Here is a 16,749-nt window from a genome sequence, read left to right as displayed (position 1 = left end):
TCATACGTTGGGTTCGGTTTACCTAGTTTATCAAGGGGGACAGACAGTTTTTGGCCACTTTTCCGAAGGACCCGTGACGTTTCAATCGGTGTTCTCCACAACGCGGTCTGTCATCTGCACGCTGTTCCCTCCGCCCCTATAGCATTCAAGCTATGAACGCGGCCGCAGTCCCCGAAGCCTCCCAACCCACATCCGAGCTCGCCTCTGGCCCCGTCGCCTCCAAAAAGGGACAAATCCTTGCCTGGGCATCCTGGGACTGGGGTTCCGCTGCCTTCAACGCGGTCATGACAACGTTCGTTTTCACCGTGTACCTCACGTCCAATGCCTTCGGCGGAGAAGATGCAGCCTCTGCAGCCCTCGGAGCCGCCCTCGCCATCGCAGGCCTGGCCATCGCACTGCTGGCTCCCGTGACAGGCCAACGCTCTGATGCCGGAGGGCGCCGCAAGCTGTGGCTGGGCGTCAATACGGCCGCCACCGCGGTGCTCACGGCCTTGTGCTTCTTCGTGTTCCCGCAACCCGAGTTCCTGCTGCTCGGTGTTTGCCTCATCGCCTTGGGCAACGTTTTCTTCGAGTTTGCCGGCGTGAACTACAACGCCATGCTGGCCCAAATCTCCACACCCCGGAACATCGGCAAGGTCAGCGGCTTCGGATGGGGCATGGGGTATCTGGGCGGGATCGTTGCGCTCCTCCTGGTGCTGCAGCTGTTCGTCCAGCCCTCTTTTGAGTGGTTCGGAGCATCAACACAGGACTCCCTGAACATCCGGCTGGTTGCCGTCTTCTCGGCCCTCTGGTTCTTTATCTTCGCGCTCCCCGTGATGTTCGCCGTTCCCGAAGTCTCCGTTAAAAAGGACACCGCTTCCCTGGGCTTCCTGGCCTCCTACCGGTTACTGATCCGCCGCATCGGCGCCATCTATCGAACCAGTCCGCACACCATCTACTTCCTGCTCTCCAGCGCCATTTTCCGCGACGGACTGGCTGCCGTATTCACCTTTGGCGGGGTCATCGCGGCCGGTACGTTCGGTTTCGAGCTCAAGGACGTCATCTTCTTCGCCATCTTCGGCAACGTCGTGGCGGCCGTCGGGGCCATCATTGGTGGCTTCCTGGATGACAGGATCGGCCCCAAGGCCGTTATCATCATTTCCCTGGTGGGCCTCCTGGTGGCAGGTACGTTCATCCTGGTCCTTGGCAACGGCGATTACGTCTTCTTGGGAAATGAGTGGCCAGGTGCAGCAACTTTCTGGATCTTCGGCCTGCTGCTGTGCCTGTTCGTGGGGCCGGCCCAGTCATCCTCGCGGGCCTACCTGGCCCGGCTTGCACCGGACGGCGAATCGGGCGAACTGTTCGGCCTCTACGCCACCACCGGGCGGGCCGTCAGCTTCCTGGCTCCCACCCTTTTCACGCTGTGCATCGCCATTGCGGCACCTCTTGTTGCTGAAGGTGAAGCGCAGCGCTGGGGCATCCTCGGGATCATGGTGGTCCTCTTGGCCGGGCTCTTGGTGATCCTGCCGGTTAAGCCTCCTGCCAAAGTGGAAATAGCAGTGGTACCAGAGCGTTAACTACATAGGACTGGCTTAGCATGAACGCCGTACCAGACCCATACAACAGAGTTAGGGTGTAGCAATGAACGTGGATGAGACTGAACTTCCGGGCCTCGGGATCCGCAAGGATTTCGTCACGGCTTCGGGCCGTCGCATCGGTGTAGTGGAACTTCGGGAAGGTGAGACCGAGCTGTTCGTCTCCACCTGGGATGACCCGGACACCTGCCAGGCCTCCATCCCGTTGACCGCCGATGAAGCGTCTACCTTGGGGAATCTCCTGGGTGGCCAACATATCGCCATGCGCTTGGCGGAAGAGCACCGTGAAATACCTGGCATTGTCACCAGACAGTTCTCCATTACGCCGGAGTCCCCCTTCGTGAACCAGCCCATGGGCAAGGCGCAGATCCGCACCCGGAGCGGTGTGTCCATCGTGGCGATCATGCGCGAAGGCGAGGTTGTCCCGTCGCCGGCACCCGACGTCGTACTTCACACCGGTGATTTGCTCGTAGCGGTCGGCACGCAGGAAGGTCTTGACTCGGCAGCCGGCATCCTCCGCAACGGCTGACCGGAATGGATCCGCTCGCACTAGCCCTCGTTGAACTGGGGGCCGTCGTCTTCTGCCTCGGTCTCCTGGCTCGATTAGCGGGCCGAATCGGCATGTCCCCCATTCCCCTGTACCTTGTGGGCGGCTTGGCCTTCGGTGCCGGCGGATTCGTCAAGCTGGACGGCATGCACGAGTTCGCCCATCTCTCCGGCGAAATCGGCGTCATCCTCCTCCTGCTCATGCTCGGTCTGGAATATACGGCGTCGGAACTCGTCACCGGGCTGCGACGGTCCTGGCAGGCCGGGGTTCTGGACTTCATCCTCAACTTCATTCCCGGGGCCGGCATAGCTGTGCTGCTGGGCTGGGGACTCGTGGGTGCCATCGTGATGGGCGGCGTCACGTATATTTCGTCATCAGGCATCGCGGCCAAGGTCATTACCGATCTGGGCCGCATCGGTAACCGTGAAACGCCTGTGGTCCTGTCCATCCTGGTTTTCGAAGACCTTGCCATGGCCATCTACCTCCCGATTCTCACAGCCATCCTTGCGGGCGTCGGGTTCCTTGGTGGATTACAGACTGTGGGCATCGCGCTGGCCGTGGTCACCGTGGTGCTGGTCATCGCCCTCAAGCACGGTCACCGGGTCTCGCAAGCGGTTCACAGTGAGAACTCCGAGGTTTTCCTTCTGAACGTCCTGGGGCTTGCTCTGCTGGTGGCCGGTATCGCCTCTGCCCTGCAGGTGTCCGCCGCCGTGGGTGCCTTCATGTTGGGCATCGCCATTTCCGGTGCGACGGCCCACAACGCCACCCGGATCCTGGAACCGCTGCGGGATCTTTTTGCCGCCATCTTCTTTGTGGCCTTCGGGCTGAACACCGATCCCACGTCCATTCCGCCAGTGCTCGGGTGGGCCCTTGTGCTGGCTGTCCTGACGTCCGCCACCAAGATGCTCACGGGGTTCTGGGCCGCCAAGCGGGCCGGGATCGCGGTACCGGGCCGTTTCCGCGCAGGTGCCGCCCTCATAGCCCGCGGTGAGTTCTCCATCGTCATCGCGGGATTGGCTGTTGCCTCCGGCGCAGTGCCCGACGAACTCGCTGCACTCGCCACGGCATATGTACTCATCATGGCCATCCTGGGTCCGCTGGCCGCTCGCTTCGTGGAGCCCGTGGTCAAAGCCTTCCGGCGAACCCCCAAAGCTCCCCCGCGAACCACCGAACGCGCCCCGGCTTAGCCCTCGGCAAAGAGAAGCAGCCCCTCGGCGCGACGCAGCAAGAAGGCTAGATGGACGTCCGGTGGAAGTTCTGGTGGCTGCGGCTGGCGGTGGGGCCGCGCTGGCCTTGGTAGCGGTTGCCGTATTCACCCGAGCCGTAAGGGTGCTCGGCCGACGACGTCAGCCGGAAGAAGCAGAGCTGGCCAATCTTCATGCCGGGCCACAGCTTGATGGGCAGGGTGGCCACGTTGGAGAGTTCCAGCGTTACGTGACCGGAGAAGCCGGGGTCGATGAAGCCAGCCGTGGAGTGGGTCAGCAGGCCGAGGCGGCCCAGGGAGGACTTCCCCTCAAGTCGGGCAGCAATGTCGTCGGCAAGGCTGACCGTTTCATAGGTGGAGCCCAAGACGAACTCGCCGGGGTGCAGGATGAAGGGCTCGTCGCCTTCCACCTCCACCAGCCGGGTCAGCTCAGGCTGTTCCTCGGCGGGGTCAATGTGGGCGTATTTGTGGTTGTCGAACAGCCGGAAAAACCGGTCAATCCGGACGTCCACGGAAGACGGCTGCACCATCGCGGGGTCGTACGGCTCAAGAACAATCCGTTGGGAGTCTATTTCGGCACGTATATCGCGGTCAGAGATCAGCACAGCATCAAAAATACCCCATGCCTCCAACACCGCATGCATTGTCCGGGCCGCCCCGTGGGACTATAGTTCCCGGACATGTAGAACCGCGCCCGTACCTGGGGGCAACGAGCATTCGCGGGGTAATTGTGAAAAAACTGGCAGTGCCGGCCGCTATTGTGCTGGCCGGAGCGCTGGCCCTTGGCGTGGCCGCCTCCAGCCAGATCCTGCCGGCCAACGACGCAGGCACGGGTGGCCTGACCTCCCCCTCTGCCGGCGTCCCGTCCGGTCTGACGGCACCGGAAGAGAGTACGACGACGGACCCCGCACCGTCCGCGGGCACGCCCGCGCCCAGTGACGCTTCCCACCCCGCCACGGTGCCGGCCCTGGAACCGGGAACTGAAAGCGAAGCGCCGAGTAGGCCCATCGCCGTGGATCCCATCATCGAGACACCGCCGCCTGTGCCGAACATTGGGCCGTCTTGGGGGCCGGATGATCCCTCGGCGGAAGGCACAGAACCAGAGGCACCTGGCACCAGCGCCCCGGTCGTTCCCGATCCCGTGGAGCCGGCTCCCCCGCAGCCTGAGTCGCCGGCCGCAATCCCGACGCCGTCAGCACCCGCCGCGGGACCACTTCCGTCGGCCTCCCCCTCAGCCTCGGCCTCAGCAACAGCCACCCCGGAACCCAGCGTCACCCCCTCGCCGTCGGCCTCAGCAACAGCCACCCCGGAACCCACCGTCGCCCCCTCGCCGTCGGCCTCAGCAACAGCCACCCCGGAGCCCAGCACAGCCCCTGCACCAACGCCCACACCGTTCCCCGGCAAGACCCCCAGCAGCGATCCGAACCTCGACAACGGCGCCCTGGCACTCCTGCCCGACAGCAACAGCGCCGCAATCCTCACTGTGTTCAACGCGATTAACAGTTACCGCGCGTCCCTGGGCCTGGCACCCGTGAAGTACCACGCAACGGTGGCCGGCCTGGCCCAGGAGTGGTCCAACAACATTGCGACCCGCGAGGTCATCCAGCACCGCGCCAACTTCTGGACAGACCCGCGTGCCCTCAACCCGAACAACGGCGCAGGCGAGGTCATCGCTGTGCGCTGGGACCGGGACGCGGCGCAGCTTGTTGAGTGGTGGAAGGGCTCGCCCGGCCATGATGCCCTTCTGCGCGATCCCCGTTTCAACGTCATGGGCATCGGCATCACCTACACGGACGGCAACTGGCAGACCACCCCCAACCGGTACACGCTCTGGGGCGTGGTGAATTTCTTTGGTTACACCACTCTCCCGGCCGGCACCACCAACAGCCCGGGTGGAACAGTGACGCCGCCTACGGATCCGGTGGCCGTTTGCCAGCCCGGCGACAAATACCAGCCACCAACTGTGAACCTGAGCGCCGCATCCATCCGCAGCGCCGCTGATCTTGTATCTGTCAGCTCGGACGGAACCGTGTACTCGTACCAGTCCTTGGGCAACGCGAAGTACGGCGCGGCCCGCAAGATCGGGATTGGTTTCACCGGACTCAAGGAGTTATTCGTTTCCGATTGGGATCGTGATGGCGTTTTCGATCTCATCGCCCAGCGCACAGATGGTGCCCTTTTGGTGTACCCGGGCCGGGTGTCAGGCGGTTTCGGTTCCCCCGGGGTCCTGGGCCACGGCTGGCAGTCGTTGAACATCGCCGTCGGCAACTGGTGTGCCAATAACCGCCTGCCACAGATCGTCGCCATGGATGCGTCGGGTGGGCTCTGGCTGTATAAGAACGCCGGTATGACGTACATCCGTTCTCAAGCCGCTATTGGTACGGGTAACAAGGCCATCCGCCTCAGCATGGTGGATTACAACGCTGATGGGTTCCAGGATCTCCTGACCGTGGAACCGAATGGCTCCTTGCGTTTGTACCGCGGCAGCGGCCTGGGCACTCCCAAGCAAGAGGCAAGGCCTGTGGTGGGCGCGGCCTGGACGGACTACTCCGGTCTGCGTTCCTTGCAAGGCGTCACCGGGTCAGGCACCACGGGCGTCGCCGGACTGGGAACCAACGGGGTACTCGAGTACTGGGATCTCACCTCTGGAAGGCTAACAACGCCGGTAACGGTTGGCGGCGGGTGGAGCGGCTTCAAGCTCGCCCAGTAGGGCTCACACCCTCGCCCAGTAGTGCTCACACCACCGAGCGCGACTCCATGACGGTTTTGAGCTGCTCCAGCTGCGCCACTTCGGCTTCCATGGTCTTCTGGATCATGGCGTTCATGAGCTTCTGAAGGCCCTTGGGATGGTATTCCAGGGCGAACCTGAGCCGGGTGGTCTGGCCCTCGGTGCTGAGGTAGTAGCCCCCGGTGGGTCGGGCCGGTCCCGCCACCACGGCGAAGCGTACTTCCGCGCCTGGCCGTGCTTCGGTGATCTGGAAGTCTGCGGCAATGGGACGTCCGCCGGGACCGATGATTGTCTGCTGGTAGAGCGCGCCTTTTTGACCACGGTTACCGGAGCGGAGTGAGATGCTGCGGATCCCGGACCGCCAGAGGGAATTGTTCATCCCGTCCATGAGAAATCCGTAGACGGTCATGGCGTCCCTGCCTATCACCACTTCGTAGTCTGCGAATGCCACGGAAACCTCTTTCGGCGTACGGTCCAATGTCGTAGCCCGGTTCCCCATACGCTGCAGCTAACATCTTCAGAATAGTCAGCGGACACCTCCCGGCACACCCAACTGACCAGCCTTGACCGAATGGTTATCTGGCGCTTCACAAAAGTCACGGCTGACACAAACGGCCCTGCACGGTAGAGTGCCCCAGGCTGGCAAAACCGAATTGGGGGCGTTATGCGGGTTCCGGAACATCAATCTTTTGCAGGAAAAGCTCGACGACGGGTGGCAGCGTGCGCGGTTTTCCTCGCCGTTGCGGTGGCTGGCGGCTTAATTTCCGCGGTTCCGGCCTCGGCCGTCGCAGCACCTGTTTCCGCCCATGCGGCCCTTGCTGAAACGGCCACCACGTTGGCCGTTCCCGCTACGGTGAACCCGCTGCCGAGCGTGGATCCCATTGGTGATCCCGCCAGCTTTTCGGTCCTTGTCAACAAATCGCGGCCACTGAATCCGGCGGGCTACGCGCCGTCGGACCTTATCAACGCGCGCGGCTCGGGTCAGTACATGCGCGCCGAAGCTGCCGCGTGGCTCAACGGCTTGTTCCAGGGAGCAGCCGATGCCGGTACGGGCGGCTTGTCGATCGTCAGCGGATACCGCTCGTACGCCCAACAACAGCAGGTCTATTCGTATTACGTCAGCATTTACGGCCAAGCGTACGCAGACACCATCTCGGCCCGGCCCGGTTACAGCGAACACCAAACCGGCCTGGCCATGGACATTGGCAACGCGGCCGGAAACTGCGGGCTCAGCACGTGCTTCGGCGATACTGCGGCGGGTAAGTGGGTTGCCGCCAACGCGCACAAATACGGCTTCATCGTCCGCTACCCCAACGGTTACACGGGCACCACGGGCTACAGCTACGAGCCTTGGCATTTGCGCTACGTGGGCGTTGCCCTGGCCACCGATATGAACAGGCGTGGCTTCCCAACCCTGGAGCACTACTTCGCCGGCAATACGGCGGCCGCGGCCAGCATCAAATCCGGCGCTGACCTGGTGGCCGCTGACGCTTCTGGGCGCTTGTTGCGCTACCCCGCGACGGCGGCGGGTGGCTATTCGGGAGCCATCCAGATTGGCTCGGGCTGGACAGCCTTGAAGCAGGCTTTCGTGGTGGACTGGGACATTGATGGCGTGTACGACATCCTTGCGCAGTGGAACAACGGAAGTCTGGGTGTGTATCGAGGCCTTCCGGGCGGCGGTTTTGCCGGCCAGGTTGTTGTGGGCAACGGCGGTTGGGACCGTATGACCATCACCGTGGGTAAGTGGACCCACGCGCATGGCCGGCCCGGCGTCGTCGGATACTTCCCCGATGGAGTGCTGCGCTACTACCCCAACACCTTTGGTGGCGCCCTGAGTGCACCGCAGGTTATCGGCAAGGGCTGGAACGGCATGGAACTCACCATTGCCGACTGGGAGGGCGACGGCGCCAACGATATTCTGGCGCGGACCCCGTCCGGTTCCCTGATCAATTACCGCGGCGACGGTTGGGCCGGCTTCTTCGGGCCGGCCACCACCGTGGGAACGGGCTGGCAGTACATGCGGGTCCTGGCCCCGGGCTTCGGACTGACCGGCGCCGGGACACGAGGCATCACGGCGCAAACGGCGGACGGCAACCTCTACAACTATGGCCTCGGCCGTGGCCAATGGACTACGTACGGCCAGGTGGGCTCCGGATGGAACAGTTTGAAGCTGTTCAAGTAGGCCGGCTCCTGCCAGCGGTGTGCCTGTCATGAGGGCCGCCGCAACTGCGCTAAGCTAGGACTCGCTCGGTGCAATTTTGCCGGGCATTGCGGGCGTAGCTCAATGGTAGAGCGCTAGCTTCCCAAGCTCGATACGCGGGTTCGATTCCCGTCGCCCGCTCCACGAAAACCCCGGATCCAACGATCCGGGGTTTTTTGCGTCCAGGACAAAATGCTCGACGGCGCCGCTCACCGCACGGGGCCGCGAACCCGTCGACCGGGAGGCCTCCCGAGCCTACACTCGTACGTACATCCACTTATCCGGGAGGTCCTCCAATGACTCTCACCGACGATGGTGAGGCGGGTCCGCTCGCCGTCATCAACCGCCTGCTGGAAGCCACCAACAAGCACGATCTGGAAAGCCTGGCGGCGTGTTTCGCTCCGGGTTACGTCAACGAAACACCAGCCCACCCCACCCGTGGCTTCACCGGCCGGGACACTATCCGCAACAACTGGGAACAGCTCTTTACGGGTGTCCCTGATATCAAGGCGCATCTCCTGGCGCACAGCGTCAGCGGCAGCACCATATGGACCGAACTGCAGTTGAAGGGGGCGTGGCGGGACGGCACACCCCACGAGATGACCGGCGTCATCATCTTCGGTGTGGACGGCGGCATCATCAACAGTGCCCGCTTCTATCTGGAGCCTGTGGAGAAGGCAGCCACCGTGGACGACACCGCCGATCGAGTGACCCACCGGGTCACGCATGGCCGCCCGGCGGCACAGCCGGCCCAGTGACCCCTGCCACTGCCTCTCCCGGGGAGGTGTATGGTCAGGAGTCAGGAGTCATGTCGACTCCGCTCTAAGGGAGCCATCATGGGCGACAAATCACCGCGCCAAACCGCATCGAAGAAATCCAGTAAATCCATCAAGGAAAAACGTGCGGATAAGCGGGCTTCCGAGTCCTCCGCCGCCGAGGCCGCAAAGCCCTCTACCGGCAACAAGAAGTGACCGTGCCAACTGGCCGGCAGAGCATAGGCGTCCTGGCTTCCTCGCTGAAACCCAACGAACAGCGCCTGCCGATTCATCCGCAGCACTTGGAGCGCATCGCCCCGGACGTGCGCCGGCAGCTGCGTTTCGAGTTGGGCTACGGCGAGCGCTTCGGCGTCGCGGACAGCACACTTGAATCGCTGGCAGGTGGTCTTGGCACGCGCCAGGAGCTGATCGCCACCAGTGACGTCATCCTCCTGCCCAAGCCGCAGGCCCAGGACCTCGCCGAACTCCGCGACGGCCAAACCTTGTGGGGCTGGCCGCACTGTGTGCAGGACCGGGCCATCACCCAATTGGCCATCGACAAGAAGCTCACGCTGATCGCCTTTGAGGCCATGAACCACTGGGCCGGAGACGGCGGCTTCGGACTCCATGTCTTCCATAAGAACAATGAGCTCGCCGGGTATTGCTCCGTGCTGCACGCGCTGGCTCTGACCGGTTCAACCGGCGACTACGGACGCAGGCTCAGCGCAGTGGTGATTGGTTTCGGGGCCACTGCCCGCGGTGCCGTCACGGCTCTGAACGCCCACGGTGTCCACGATGTCCAGGTCCTGACCAATCGGGGCGTCGCCGCCGTCGGATCCCCCATCCACTCGGTGCGGATCGTGCAGTTCGACCACGACAGCAATGCCCCTTATCTCAGCGAAGTCATCACCAACAACGGGCGCAAGCCGTTGGCACCGTTCCTCGCGGCGGCGGACATCGTGGTCAATTGCACCCTGCAGGACCCGAATGCTCCGCTGACATATCTTCGGACGGAGGACCTGACGGACTTCAAGCCGGACAGCTTAATCGTGGACGTTTCCTGCGACGAGGGCATGGGGTTCAGCTGGGCCCGGACAACTACTTTTGATGAGCCCATGTTCCGAGTGGGCGGGCACGTCAATTACTACGCCGTGGACCACAGCCCGTCCTACCTGTGGAACTCGGCCAGCTGGGAAATCAGCGAGGCCCTGCTTCCTTTCCTGGAAACCGTGGTGGCGGGACCGGCCGGTTGGGATGCCAACGAGACCATCTCCCGCGCCATCGAAATCCGCGACGGCGTGATCCGCAACCCGGACATCCTGCAGTTCCAGGGCCGTTCCGCGGAGTACCCGCATTTGGCGGCAACAGCGCGCATCTGAGAACGTGGCCCACCGCCATTCGGCGGGTAATTGGGTCAATTGGCCTGCGGTTGGCGGGTGTTGGGCAGACATCGTGGCTGCGAGACTTGTGTGACCTTCCACAGACAATGGAGTCACGAAAATGTTTCACGACACCCCGCCGCGGCCCCCGTTCGATCCTGAGTTGGCAGATGCCCTTATAGGACTCAGGCAAGCACAACCTCCCCTGACCGTTGAGACGTTGCCCCAGATGCGCGAAGCCTTCCGCACCGCAGTGGAGACCGGGGCATTTGGCACGGCCGATCTGACGGTCGGCGGCAAGGTAACAGTGGAGGACGTATCGGTTCAGCGCGGGGATGGCGAACCCGATGTACCTTTGCTGGTGCTCCGCCCGTCTTCCGGCACGGGAGCATGGCCTGCGATTTATCACACCCACGGCGGCGGAATGGTGGTGGGCTCACCCCGCACCACCGTCTCCGGCCTCCTGCCATACGTTGCTGAAGGGCTGGCCGTGGTGGTCTCGGTGGACTACCGACTGGCTCCGGAGGCTCCGGACCCTGCACCGGTAAACGATTGTTATGCGGGACTGGTTTGGGTGGCCGAGCACTCGGAACAGCTCTCGATCGATCCTGGGCAGATCCTGATCACCGGAGAAAGCGCTGGCGGCGGGCTGGCGGCAGGAACTGCGCTCATGGCCCGGGACCGCGGGTACCCGACACTTACCCACCAGATCCTGGTGTGTCCCATGCTCGATGACCGGCTTCAGACACCCAGCAGCAGGATGCTGGAGGGCGAAGGCATCTGGGACAGGAATGACAACCTGTTCGGGTGGACCGCCTTGCTCGGCGAGCGACGCGGCGGCCCTGGGGTTTCACCCTATGCCGCCCCGGCCCGGGTGGAGGACCCTTCGGGGCTCCCCTCGACGTTTATCGATGTGGGGGCAGTTGAGTCATTCCGTGACGAAGCACTCGACTACGCTCGACGCCTGGCCCGGGCCGGCGTGGACGTCTCTTTCCATATGTGGGGTGGCGGATTCCACGGCTTTGACGGGCTTGCCCCGCACGCCGCTGTGAGTCAGGCTGCAACATGGGTGCGGGACAACTACTTCCGGCGTGCACTGACCGCCGGAAGCATGGCCACAGCGCGGTGACTTACACAGTGCGGTGACTTAACCGGCTCCGTCCCCTGCTGCGGACAGGGACGGAGCCGTTCACTGTGCTCCGTGATTCAATGGAAAATCATGGGGTTGGTGACGTGAGGAGCCCGGATGAGAGAACTTATCGGTCGTCTTGCAGTCACCGATGGCGATGCTGCCAGTGCTTTGCGGGTCATCGCGCATTTCGACGCCCTCTCTGATCAACGTGCCCCAGCCATCTCCTTTCTGAGGGCTGCAGCCGCACTTGCCGATTGTTCGGTTGGCCTACGGGATGCGGCCCAAGGGTTGGCGTCACGCGTCGCATCGACAGGATCGGCGTTGCCGGATATACCGGCGGAACTGGCCAGCAGCTGGCCGCGCATCCTGGTTGACCAAAACCGCGCCGCGACTGTTTGGCTGGAGCGTTCCAGCGATCCTGGACCGCTGGATCAGTTGATCCTTGAGCGCTGCGCCCATGGTCTGCGACCACTGCTCCGCGGTGCCGGGCACCAGCGGCCTGACTCCGCGGCTGCCGTGAGAATCGCCTGTGACCGGCACGTGTCCGGGGATGAACGCAGGGCCGCTCTCCGGAGCCTGGGTGTGGGCGAGGCACCCTTGGTGGTAGCCGCCCCGGCCTCCCATCCGCCCACGTCCGGACCTCGCGCACTCATCGGCGCAAGTTGGGCGTTGCTGCTGCCAGGCCACGCCACCGTGGACGACGTCCTTGCGCCGGGCTCAAGGGCTGGCCTGGCCCATGCCAGAGGCGGTGATGTGCCTGAGGCGTGGTTGAACGCGGCGAGGGCGCTCAGCCTCGCTGTTGACGAAAGCGCTGGAGGCCCCCACCAGGTCCGGTTCGAGGACCTTGGCGACCTTGTAGTGTTGGCGGAGGTGGTGGGCAAGGCTGACCTCACGGGCGCAGCGGACGCCCAGACGGTCGAAAGACTGCGTCAATCGCATCCTTGGGTTCCGGCCACCATCTACCAAGTGGTTGGGCACCAGAGCGTGCGGTCCGCCGCTGTGGGGCTGCATGTTCACCACTCCACCCTTCAACAGCGGGTGGAGTGGTTGGAACGCGAACTGGGTTACTCGCTTCGCGAACCTGCGGGCAGGTTCCGGGCCGCCACCGCGTGGACACTCTGGCGTTGCTCCGGCGCGGGAGCCCAGGCCCCACACCGGGGCCGGTGACCTAAGCTGCCGGTGACTTAGGCTGCCTGTGCCCGGTCCACAATCCGCAGCACCCGGCGCCGGTCACGCAGGTCCACCTTGAGGTGCAGGGAAGACTTACGGGCCAGAACGACGGCGACTACCGCAGCTGCGATGGCCGGCACACCGCCGGACACCAGGATGGCCAGGTGCGGACCCAGGTGCTCGGCCAGCCACCCCATCATGGGACCGCCGATCGCCTGGCCACCGATGAGCACCACCAAGTAGAGGCTCATGACGCGGCCGCGGATGCTCATGTTGGAACTGGTCTGCACCATTTGGTTTGCTGCCGTGAGGAACATGAGGCACCAGAAGCCGGCCAGGACCATGGTGACGCTGAACCACACCATGGACGGCATGAGCGAGGATACGCAGAGCATCAGGCCATACAACCCGGCGGACGTCACTACTGAGCGCAACCGCAACTGACGACGGCGGGTGGACGCCACCGCGCCGGTCAGTGCACCGAGCGCAACCATCGCGTTCAGCAGGCCGTAGCCTCCGGCACCGGCGTCGTACACGTGGTCCGCGAAGGCGGCCAGCAGCACGGGCAAGCTCATGGCGAAAACTGCCACGAAGCCGGCCATTAACCATGGCCAGTAGATGGTGGGCTTGCTGAGCGCGTAATTGAGACCTTCGCGCAGCATTCCCTTCTTGCGGGGAGTCGGCTGGCTAAGGTGCAGCTGGTCCTTGCGGAGAATCAGCAGCATGGCCACCGTGGAGCAGCATGCCACCGCGTTGGCGGCGAAGGCCCAGCCGGCACCCACTGCGGTGAGCAGCACACCGGCAAGGGCGGGCCCAATCAGGCCGCCGAGCTGGAAGGTGGTGGAGTTCACGCTGATGGCGTTCCGCAGGTACTTGGGGCCCACGAGTTCGTTGACGAACACTTGCCGGGCCGGCTGGTCCAGAACTGTCACGAAGCCCAGGACCAAGGCAATGACGTAAACGTGCCACACTTCAACGCGACCACTCAGGGAGAGCACTGCCAACACTGCGGCCAGCACAGCCGCCGCGGATTGGCAGATGATGAGGATCTTTCGCTTGGCGAAGCGGTCGGCGATCATTCCGCCCCAGGGGCCAAGGAAAAGCGACGGCATGAACTGCAGCGCCACCGTAATTCCGACGGCGGTGACGGAACCGGACAGCTGGAGCACCATCCAGTCCTGGGCGATGCGCTGCATCCAGATGGCGATCACCGCGATGAAGTGGCCCAGAGCGAAGATCCTGAAGTTGGGCACCTTCAGGGAGATGAAGGTATGCCGCCAGGGCAGCTTTTCACTCACGACGGCGAGTGGCTGGGTGACGGTGTCCGCGGGCTGAGGTGCGGAGAGGGAATCAATGACGGGCTGGCTGACGTTTGCCGCTGCAGGCGGTGGGGGTGCCAAAAGTAGTCCTCGGATCGAGAGTTTCGGTGGGATGCGTTTAACGCTATGGTTGCCAGCAGCAATTATGGAAGCGTATTGCGCCTATAACTAGCATTGCGGAACGCAATGAGCTGCTTGCAGCACGAGGGGAAGCGGCGCAGTACCTCGGCCCGGCGCTGACCTGCGCCTGAGGAGTTTCGTGTTCGAACCTGTCCAGCTCCGCTCCTTCCTGGCCGTGGCCGAAACGTTGAGTTTCACCAAAGCGGCGGACCGCCTGGGGCTCGCCCAACCAACCGTCAGCCAGCATGTCCGGAAGCTGGAAGCCGCCGCCAAGCGCGTCCTCGTAGCCCGCGATACGCGCGAAGTCAGGCTCACCGATAATGGCGATGCCATGGCCGGCTTTGCCCGCAGCATCCTGGCCGCCCACGATTCCGCCGCCCGCTACTTTTCCGGTTCGGCAATGCGTGGGCGGCTTCGCTTTGGTACCGCGGACGACCTCGCCATTACGGGCCTCCCCCGGATCCTCCGCGAGTTCCGGCAGCTGTACCCGCAAATCAACCTGGAGCTCACGGTCAGCCAGAGCGACCAGCTCTACAAGCGGCTCAACGCCGGGCAACTGGACCTGGTATTCGTGAAATGGGTGGCCGGCGCCAAGGAAGGCACCGTGGTCCGGCACGACAACTTCGCCTGGGTTGGCGTCGAGCAGACCGTTTTGGAGCCCGGCGCCCCCGTCCCGCTCATCGCCTACCCGGCGCCCAGCCTGAGCCGAAAACTGGCTATCGACGCCTTGGAAGCAGAGGGCCGGACGTGGCGGATCACGTGCAGCACCAAACAGATCAGTGGTGTGCTTGCAGCAGTCCGGGCAGGCATTGGCGTGGCGGTGATGCCGGCGTCGCTGGTTCCCGAGGACCTGAAAGTCATCACCCAGCGGTTTGGCCTGCCACCCGTGGGGGACGTCGACTTCACCCTCATCCGCAACCCGCTGGCCAACGCCGAAGTGATCGATGCCTTGACGCAGGCCATCATGGGCAGGACCTTGAGTAAATCGACCTAGTGGCCAGATGTGCCCGGCCCGTTAAGGCGACGCCGCCTGGTCCACCACCTGACAAGCCGGAGGTCCGCGAGGACAAATCGTCCATCGGGCAGCGCAGCGCGGATTCGTTCGTCATCGAAAGGAAGCACCGGACGGAGGACATCGGGAAGCCCGGGGGCAAACGGCGCAGGCTCGCTGACCCCTTCAGCGAGCATCTGCGCTTGGGCCTTCGCCACGAGCGGCACCACCATCGTCCACTCCGTGAGGCGCGCCAGCACCCGAATGGCCCACACCGGGACGGGGACAAACAGGGGTTGCCTGCCCGCCACGCGGGCGATCCTGCGTACAGCCGATCCAAGTTCAAGCTCTTCGGCTCCGACAACAGCGACCGTCGGGGTGGGTACGCGACCCTCAAGGGCGGCGATCAGGGTATTGACAGCCTCTTCCACCGGTATGGGTCGAACAGTCCGCTCCCGGTAACCAACCGTTGCGAAAACCGGAAAAGTCCGCACGGCCTTGGTTACGTGATCCACCATATGGTCGCCCGGGCCATAGATCATTCCGGATTTGAGGATCGTGTAGGCACTGCCGGATTGGCGCAGGAGTTCCTCGGCAGCCCACTTGGTCTCGTGATAGGCCGAACCGCAGCCGGGCCTGGCCCTGAGGAAGCTCAACATGACGATCCGCTGGACGCCCGCCCTTCGGGCGGCCTCTATGACAGCGCGGGTGCCGTCGACGTGGACACGATCGAAGGTCTGGTCACCGATTTCCCGATTGATGCCGGCACAATGAGCCACCACGTCACAGCCACTGAAGGCAGCCGCCAAGGCATCCACATCATTGATCTGCACGCCCGTCCGCCTGGAGACGATGACAGTGTCCTCGCTGTTGAGCCGCTCTGCAAGGTGACGTCCCACAAAGCCCGTACCGCCGGTGATAGCTACACGCATGATCTTGCTCCTTCGCTTATTAGCAATGAAGCTAAACTGTATATAGCCACTGTGCTATATTGCAAACATGGCAGATACAGCATCAGACATCTTCGCCGCACTTGCGCACCCCACCAGGCGTCAGATTCTGCAGGACCTCAAGGATGGCGAGTTGGCCGCCGGCCAGATCGCTTCGAGGTTCAATGCCACAGGTCCCACCATCTCGCGGCACTTGAGCGTGCTGCGCCAGGCCGGCCTGGTCACGGAGCGCCGCGACGCAAACCGCATCCTGTACTCCCTTGCAGGTGAACGCCTGGCCCTTTCAGTCGGCGACTTCTTGTCAACCGTCTGCCCCGAGCAGATAGTGCTGCGTGAGGTCCGGAAGCGCACCACCACCCGCCCGGCCGCCCCTTCCTCAGAGGCGTGATTCACGGCCGTAATACGCTCACCCAATGGAATCAGGCCCAGCGCCAGGGGGCCGGAGCCTGGCCAAGCTGGCCCTCAGAGGCGCCCTCCAGGAGGGCGCACCCTCGGATTGGAGCGCGTCTTGGTGACGTGCAAAGAATCCAACCCCGCCTCAGCCCGCACCATCGAAGCTTGCGGCGGCGCGCTGGAGAGTGTCCGCCCGCCCCAGAGTTTCCCGCCGGAGCTGGGAGTGACCGAGCCGATCCGTCGATACTGGATAGCTCTGTAAACCAGTAGCGTTCATTTGTGTTCAA

16 protein-coding genes, 1 tRNA gene and 1 pseudogene are annotated in these 16,749 nt (G+C 63.7%); 14 read left to right on the top strand and 4 right to left on the bottom strand.

All coding sequences use genetic code 11. The features are described 5' to 3' along the window. The first annotated feature begins 152 nt into the window (after positions 1-152). The 3 genes from BLW08_RS09175 to BLW08_RS09165 all read left to right on the top strand — a co-directional run bounded on the left by BLW08_RS09175 (position 153) and on the right by BLW08_RS09165 (position 3,308). Positions 153-1,556 (top strand): MFS transporter, encoded by a 1,404-nt coding sequence (locus BLW08_RS09175; RefSeq protein WP_091324615.1) that lies wholly within the window; start codon positions 153-155, stop codon positions 1,554-1,556. Between the two features lie 64 nt (positions 1,557-1,620). Then, complete coding sequence (locus tag BLW08_RS09170) at positions 1,621-2,103, top strand: cation:proton antiporter regulatory subunit (protein ID WP_090822806.1); 483 nt, start codon at positions 1,621-1,623, stop codon at positions 2,101-2,103. A 5-nt stretch (positions 2,104-2,108) separates the two neighbouring features. Beyond that, on the top strand, positions 2,109-3,308 hold the full coding sequence (locus tag BLW08_RS09165; RefSeq protein WP_090822804.1) for a cation:proton antiporter: 1,200 nt from the start codon (positions 2,109-2,111) through the stop codon (positions 3,306-3,308). Positions 3,309-3,354: 46 nt separating this feature from the next. Here BLW08_RS09165 and dcd read toward each other — a convergent pair whose 3' ends face one another. After that, a complete protein-coding gene (dcd, locus tag BLW08_RS09160) occupies positions 3,355-3,930 on the bottom strand; it encodes a dCTP deaminase (protein ID WP_011776299.1) in 576 nt (191 codons plus the stop codon). Positions 3,931-4,070: 140 nt separating this feature from the next. Here dcd and BLW08_RS24110 point away from each other — a divergent pair, with 140 nt between their 5' ends. Continuing rightward, on the top strand, positions 4,071-6,035 hold the full coding sequence (locus tag BLW08_RS24110; RefSeq protein WP_254779798.1) for a CAP domain-containing protein: 1,965 nt from the start codon (positions 4,071-4,073) through the stop codon (positions 6,033-6,035). Positions 6,036-6,060: 25 nt separating this feature from the next. Here BLW08_RS24110 and BLW08_RS09150 read toward each other — a convergent pair whose 3' ends face one another. Continuing rightward, the gene (locus BLW08_RS09150; protein ID WP_090822802.1) at positions 6,061-6,504 is read right to left on the bottom strand and encodes an SRPBCC family protein; all 444 of its coding nucleotides are present in this window, start codon (positions 6,502-6,504) and stop codon (positions 6,061-6,063) included. 261 nt (positions 6,505-6,765) lie between these two features. On the opposite strand from BLW08_RS09150, the gene BLW08_RS09145 reads away from it, so the two are divergent. The 7 genes from BLW08_RS09145 (at position 6,766) to BLW08_RS09120 (ending at position 12,686) form a co-directional block, all read left to right on the top strand. After that, on the top strand, positions 6,766-8,235 hold the full coding sequence (locus tag BLW08_RS09145; protein WP_254779797.1) for a M15 family metallopeptidase: 1,470 nt from the start codon (positions 6,766-6,768) through the stop codon (positions 8,233-8,235). A gap of 88 nt (positions 8,236-8,323) precedes the next feature. Beyond that, a tRNA-Gly gene (locus BLW08_RS09140) sits at positions 8,324-8,397 on the top strand. Positions 8,398-8,549: 152 nt separating this feature from the next. Continuing rightward, on the top strand, positions 8,550-9,011 hold the full coding sequence (locus tag BLW08_RS09135) for a nuclear transport factor 2 family protein (RefSeq protein ID WP_091324611.1): 462 nt from the start codon (positions 8,550-8,552) through the stop codon (positions 9,009-9,011). Between the two features lie 78 nt (positions 9,012-9,089). Then, positions 9,090-9,224, top strand: a complete 135-nt coding sequence (locus tag BLW08_RS24255) for a hypothetical protein (RefSeq protein ID WP_256212738.1) — start codon at positions 9,090-9,092, stop codon at positions 9,222-9,224. After that, positions 9,221-10,387: a N(5)-(carboxyethyl)ornithine synthase gene (locus BLW08_RS09130; RefSeq protein ID WP_090822795.1), complete on the top strand. Its 1,167-nt coding sequence runs from the start codon at positions 9,221-9,223 to the stop codon at positions 10,385-10,387. The genes BLW08_RS24255 and BLW08_RS09130 overlap by 4 nt, the downstream gene beginning before the upstream one ends. Before the next feature lie 121 nt (positions 10,388-10,508). Next, positions 10,509-11,516, top strand: coding sequence for an alpha/beta hydrolase (locus BLW08_RS09125; RefSeq protein WP_091324609.1), 1,008 nt, complete (start codon positions 10,509-10,511; stop codon positions 11,514-11,516). Positions 11,517-11,633: 117 nt separating this feature from the next. Continuing rightward, positions 11,634-12,686 (top strand): helix-turn-helix domain-containing protein, encoded by a 1,053-nt coding sequence (locus tag BLW08_RS09120; RefSeq protein ID WP_091324608.1) that lies wholly within the window; start codon positions 11,634-11,636, stop codon positions 12,684-12,686. Positions 12,687-12,703: 17 nt separating this feature from the next. Here BLW08_RS09120 and BLW08_RS09115 read toward each other — a convergent pair whose 3' ends face one another. Then, a complete protein-coding gene (locus BLW08_RS09115) occupies positions 12,704-14,089 on the bottom strand; it encodes an MFS transporter (protein WP_091324606.1) in 1,386 nt (461 codons plus the stop codon). A gap of 178 nt (positions 14,090-14,267) precedes the next feature. Between BLW08_RS09115 and BLW08_RS09110 the strand changes: the two genes are divergently transcribed. Further along, positions 14,268-15,122, top strand: coding sequence for a LysR substrate-binding domain-containing protein (locus BLW08_RS09110; protein WP_090822787.1), 855 nt, complete (start codon positions 14,268-14,270; stop codon positions 15,120-15,122). Here the strand turns inward: BLW08_RS09110 and BLW08_RS09105 are convergent. Then, complete coding sequence (locus BLW08_RS09105; protein WP_091324604.1) at positions 15,119-16,051, bottom strand: NAD(P)H-binding protein; 933 nt, start codon at positions 16,049-16,051, stop codon at positions 15,119-15,121. The two genes, BLW08_RS09110 and BLW08_RS09105, sit on opposite strands and share 4 nt — an antisense overlap. 67 nt (positions 16,052-16,118) lie before the next feature. Here BLW08_RS09105 and BLW08_RS09100 point away from each other — a divergent pair, with 67 nt between their 5' ends. Then, positions 16,119-16,457, top strand: a complete 339-nt coding sequence (locus BLW08_RS09100) for a metalloregulator ArsR/SmtB family transcription factor (RefSeq protein ID WP_091324603.1) — start codon at positions 16,119-16,121, stop codon at positions 16,455-16,457. A gap of 105 nt (positions 16,458-16,562) precedes the next feature. After that, positions 16,563-16,724 (top strand): annotated as a pseudogene (locus BLW08_RS24105) (GNAT family N-acetyltransferase); the annotation flags it as partial. Between the last annotated feature and the right edge of the window lie 25 nt (positions 16,725-16,749).

The organism is Arthrobacter sp. cf158, from assembly GCF_900106835.1.
Taxonomy (GTDB): Bacteria; Actinomycetota; Actinomycetes; order Actinomycetales; family Micrococcaceae; genus Arthrobacter.
Note: the sequence above shows the minus strand (reverse complement) of the source record. Positions and strands in the feature narration are given on the sequence as shown.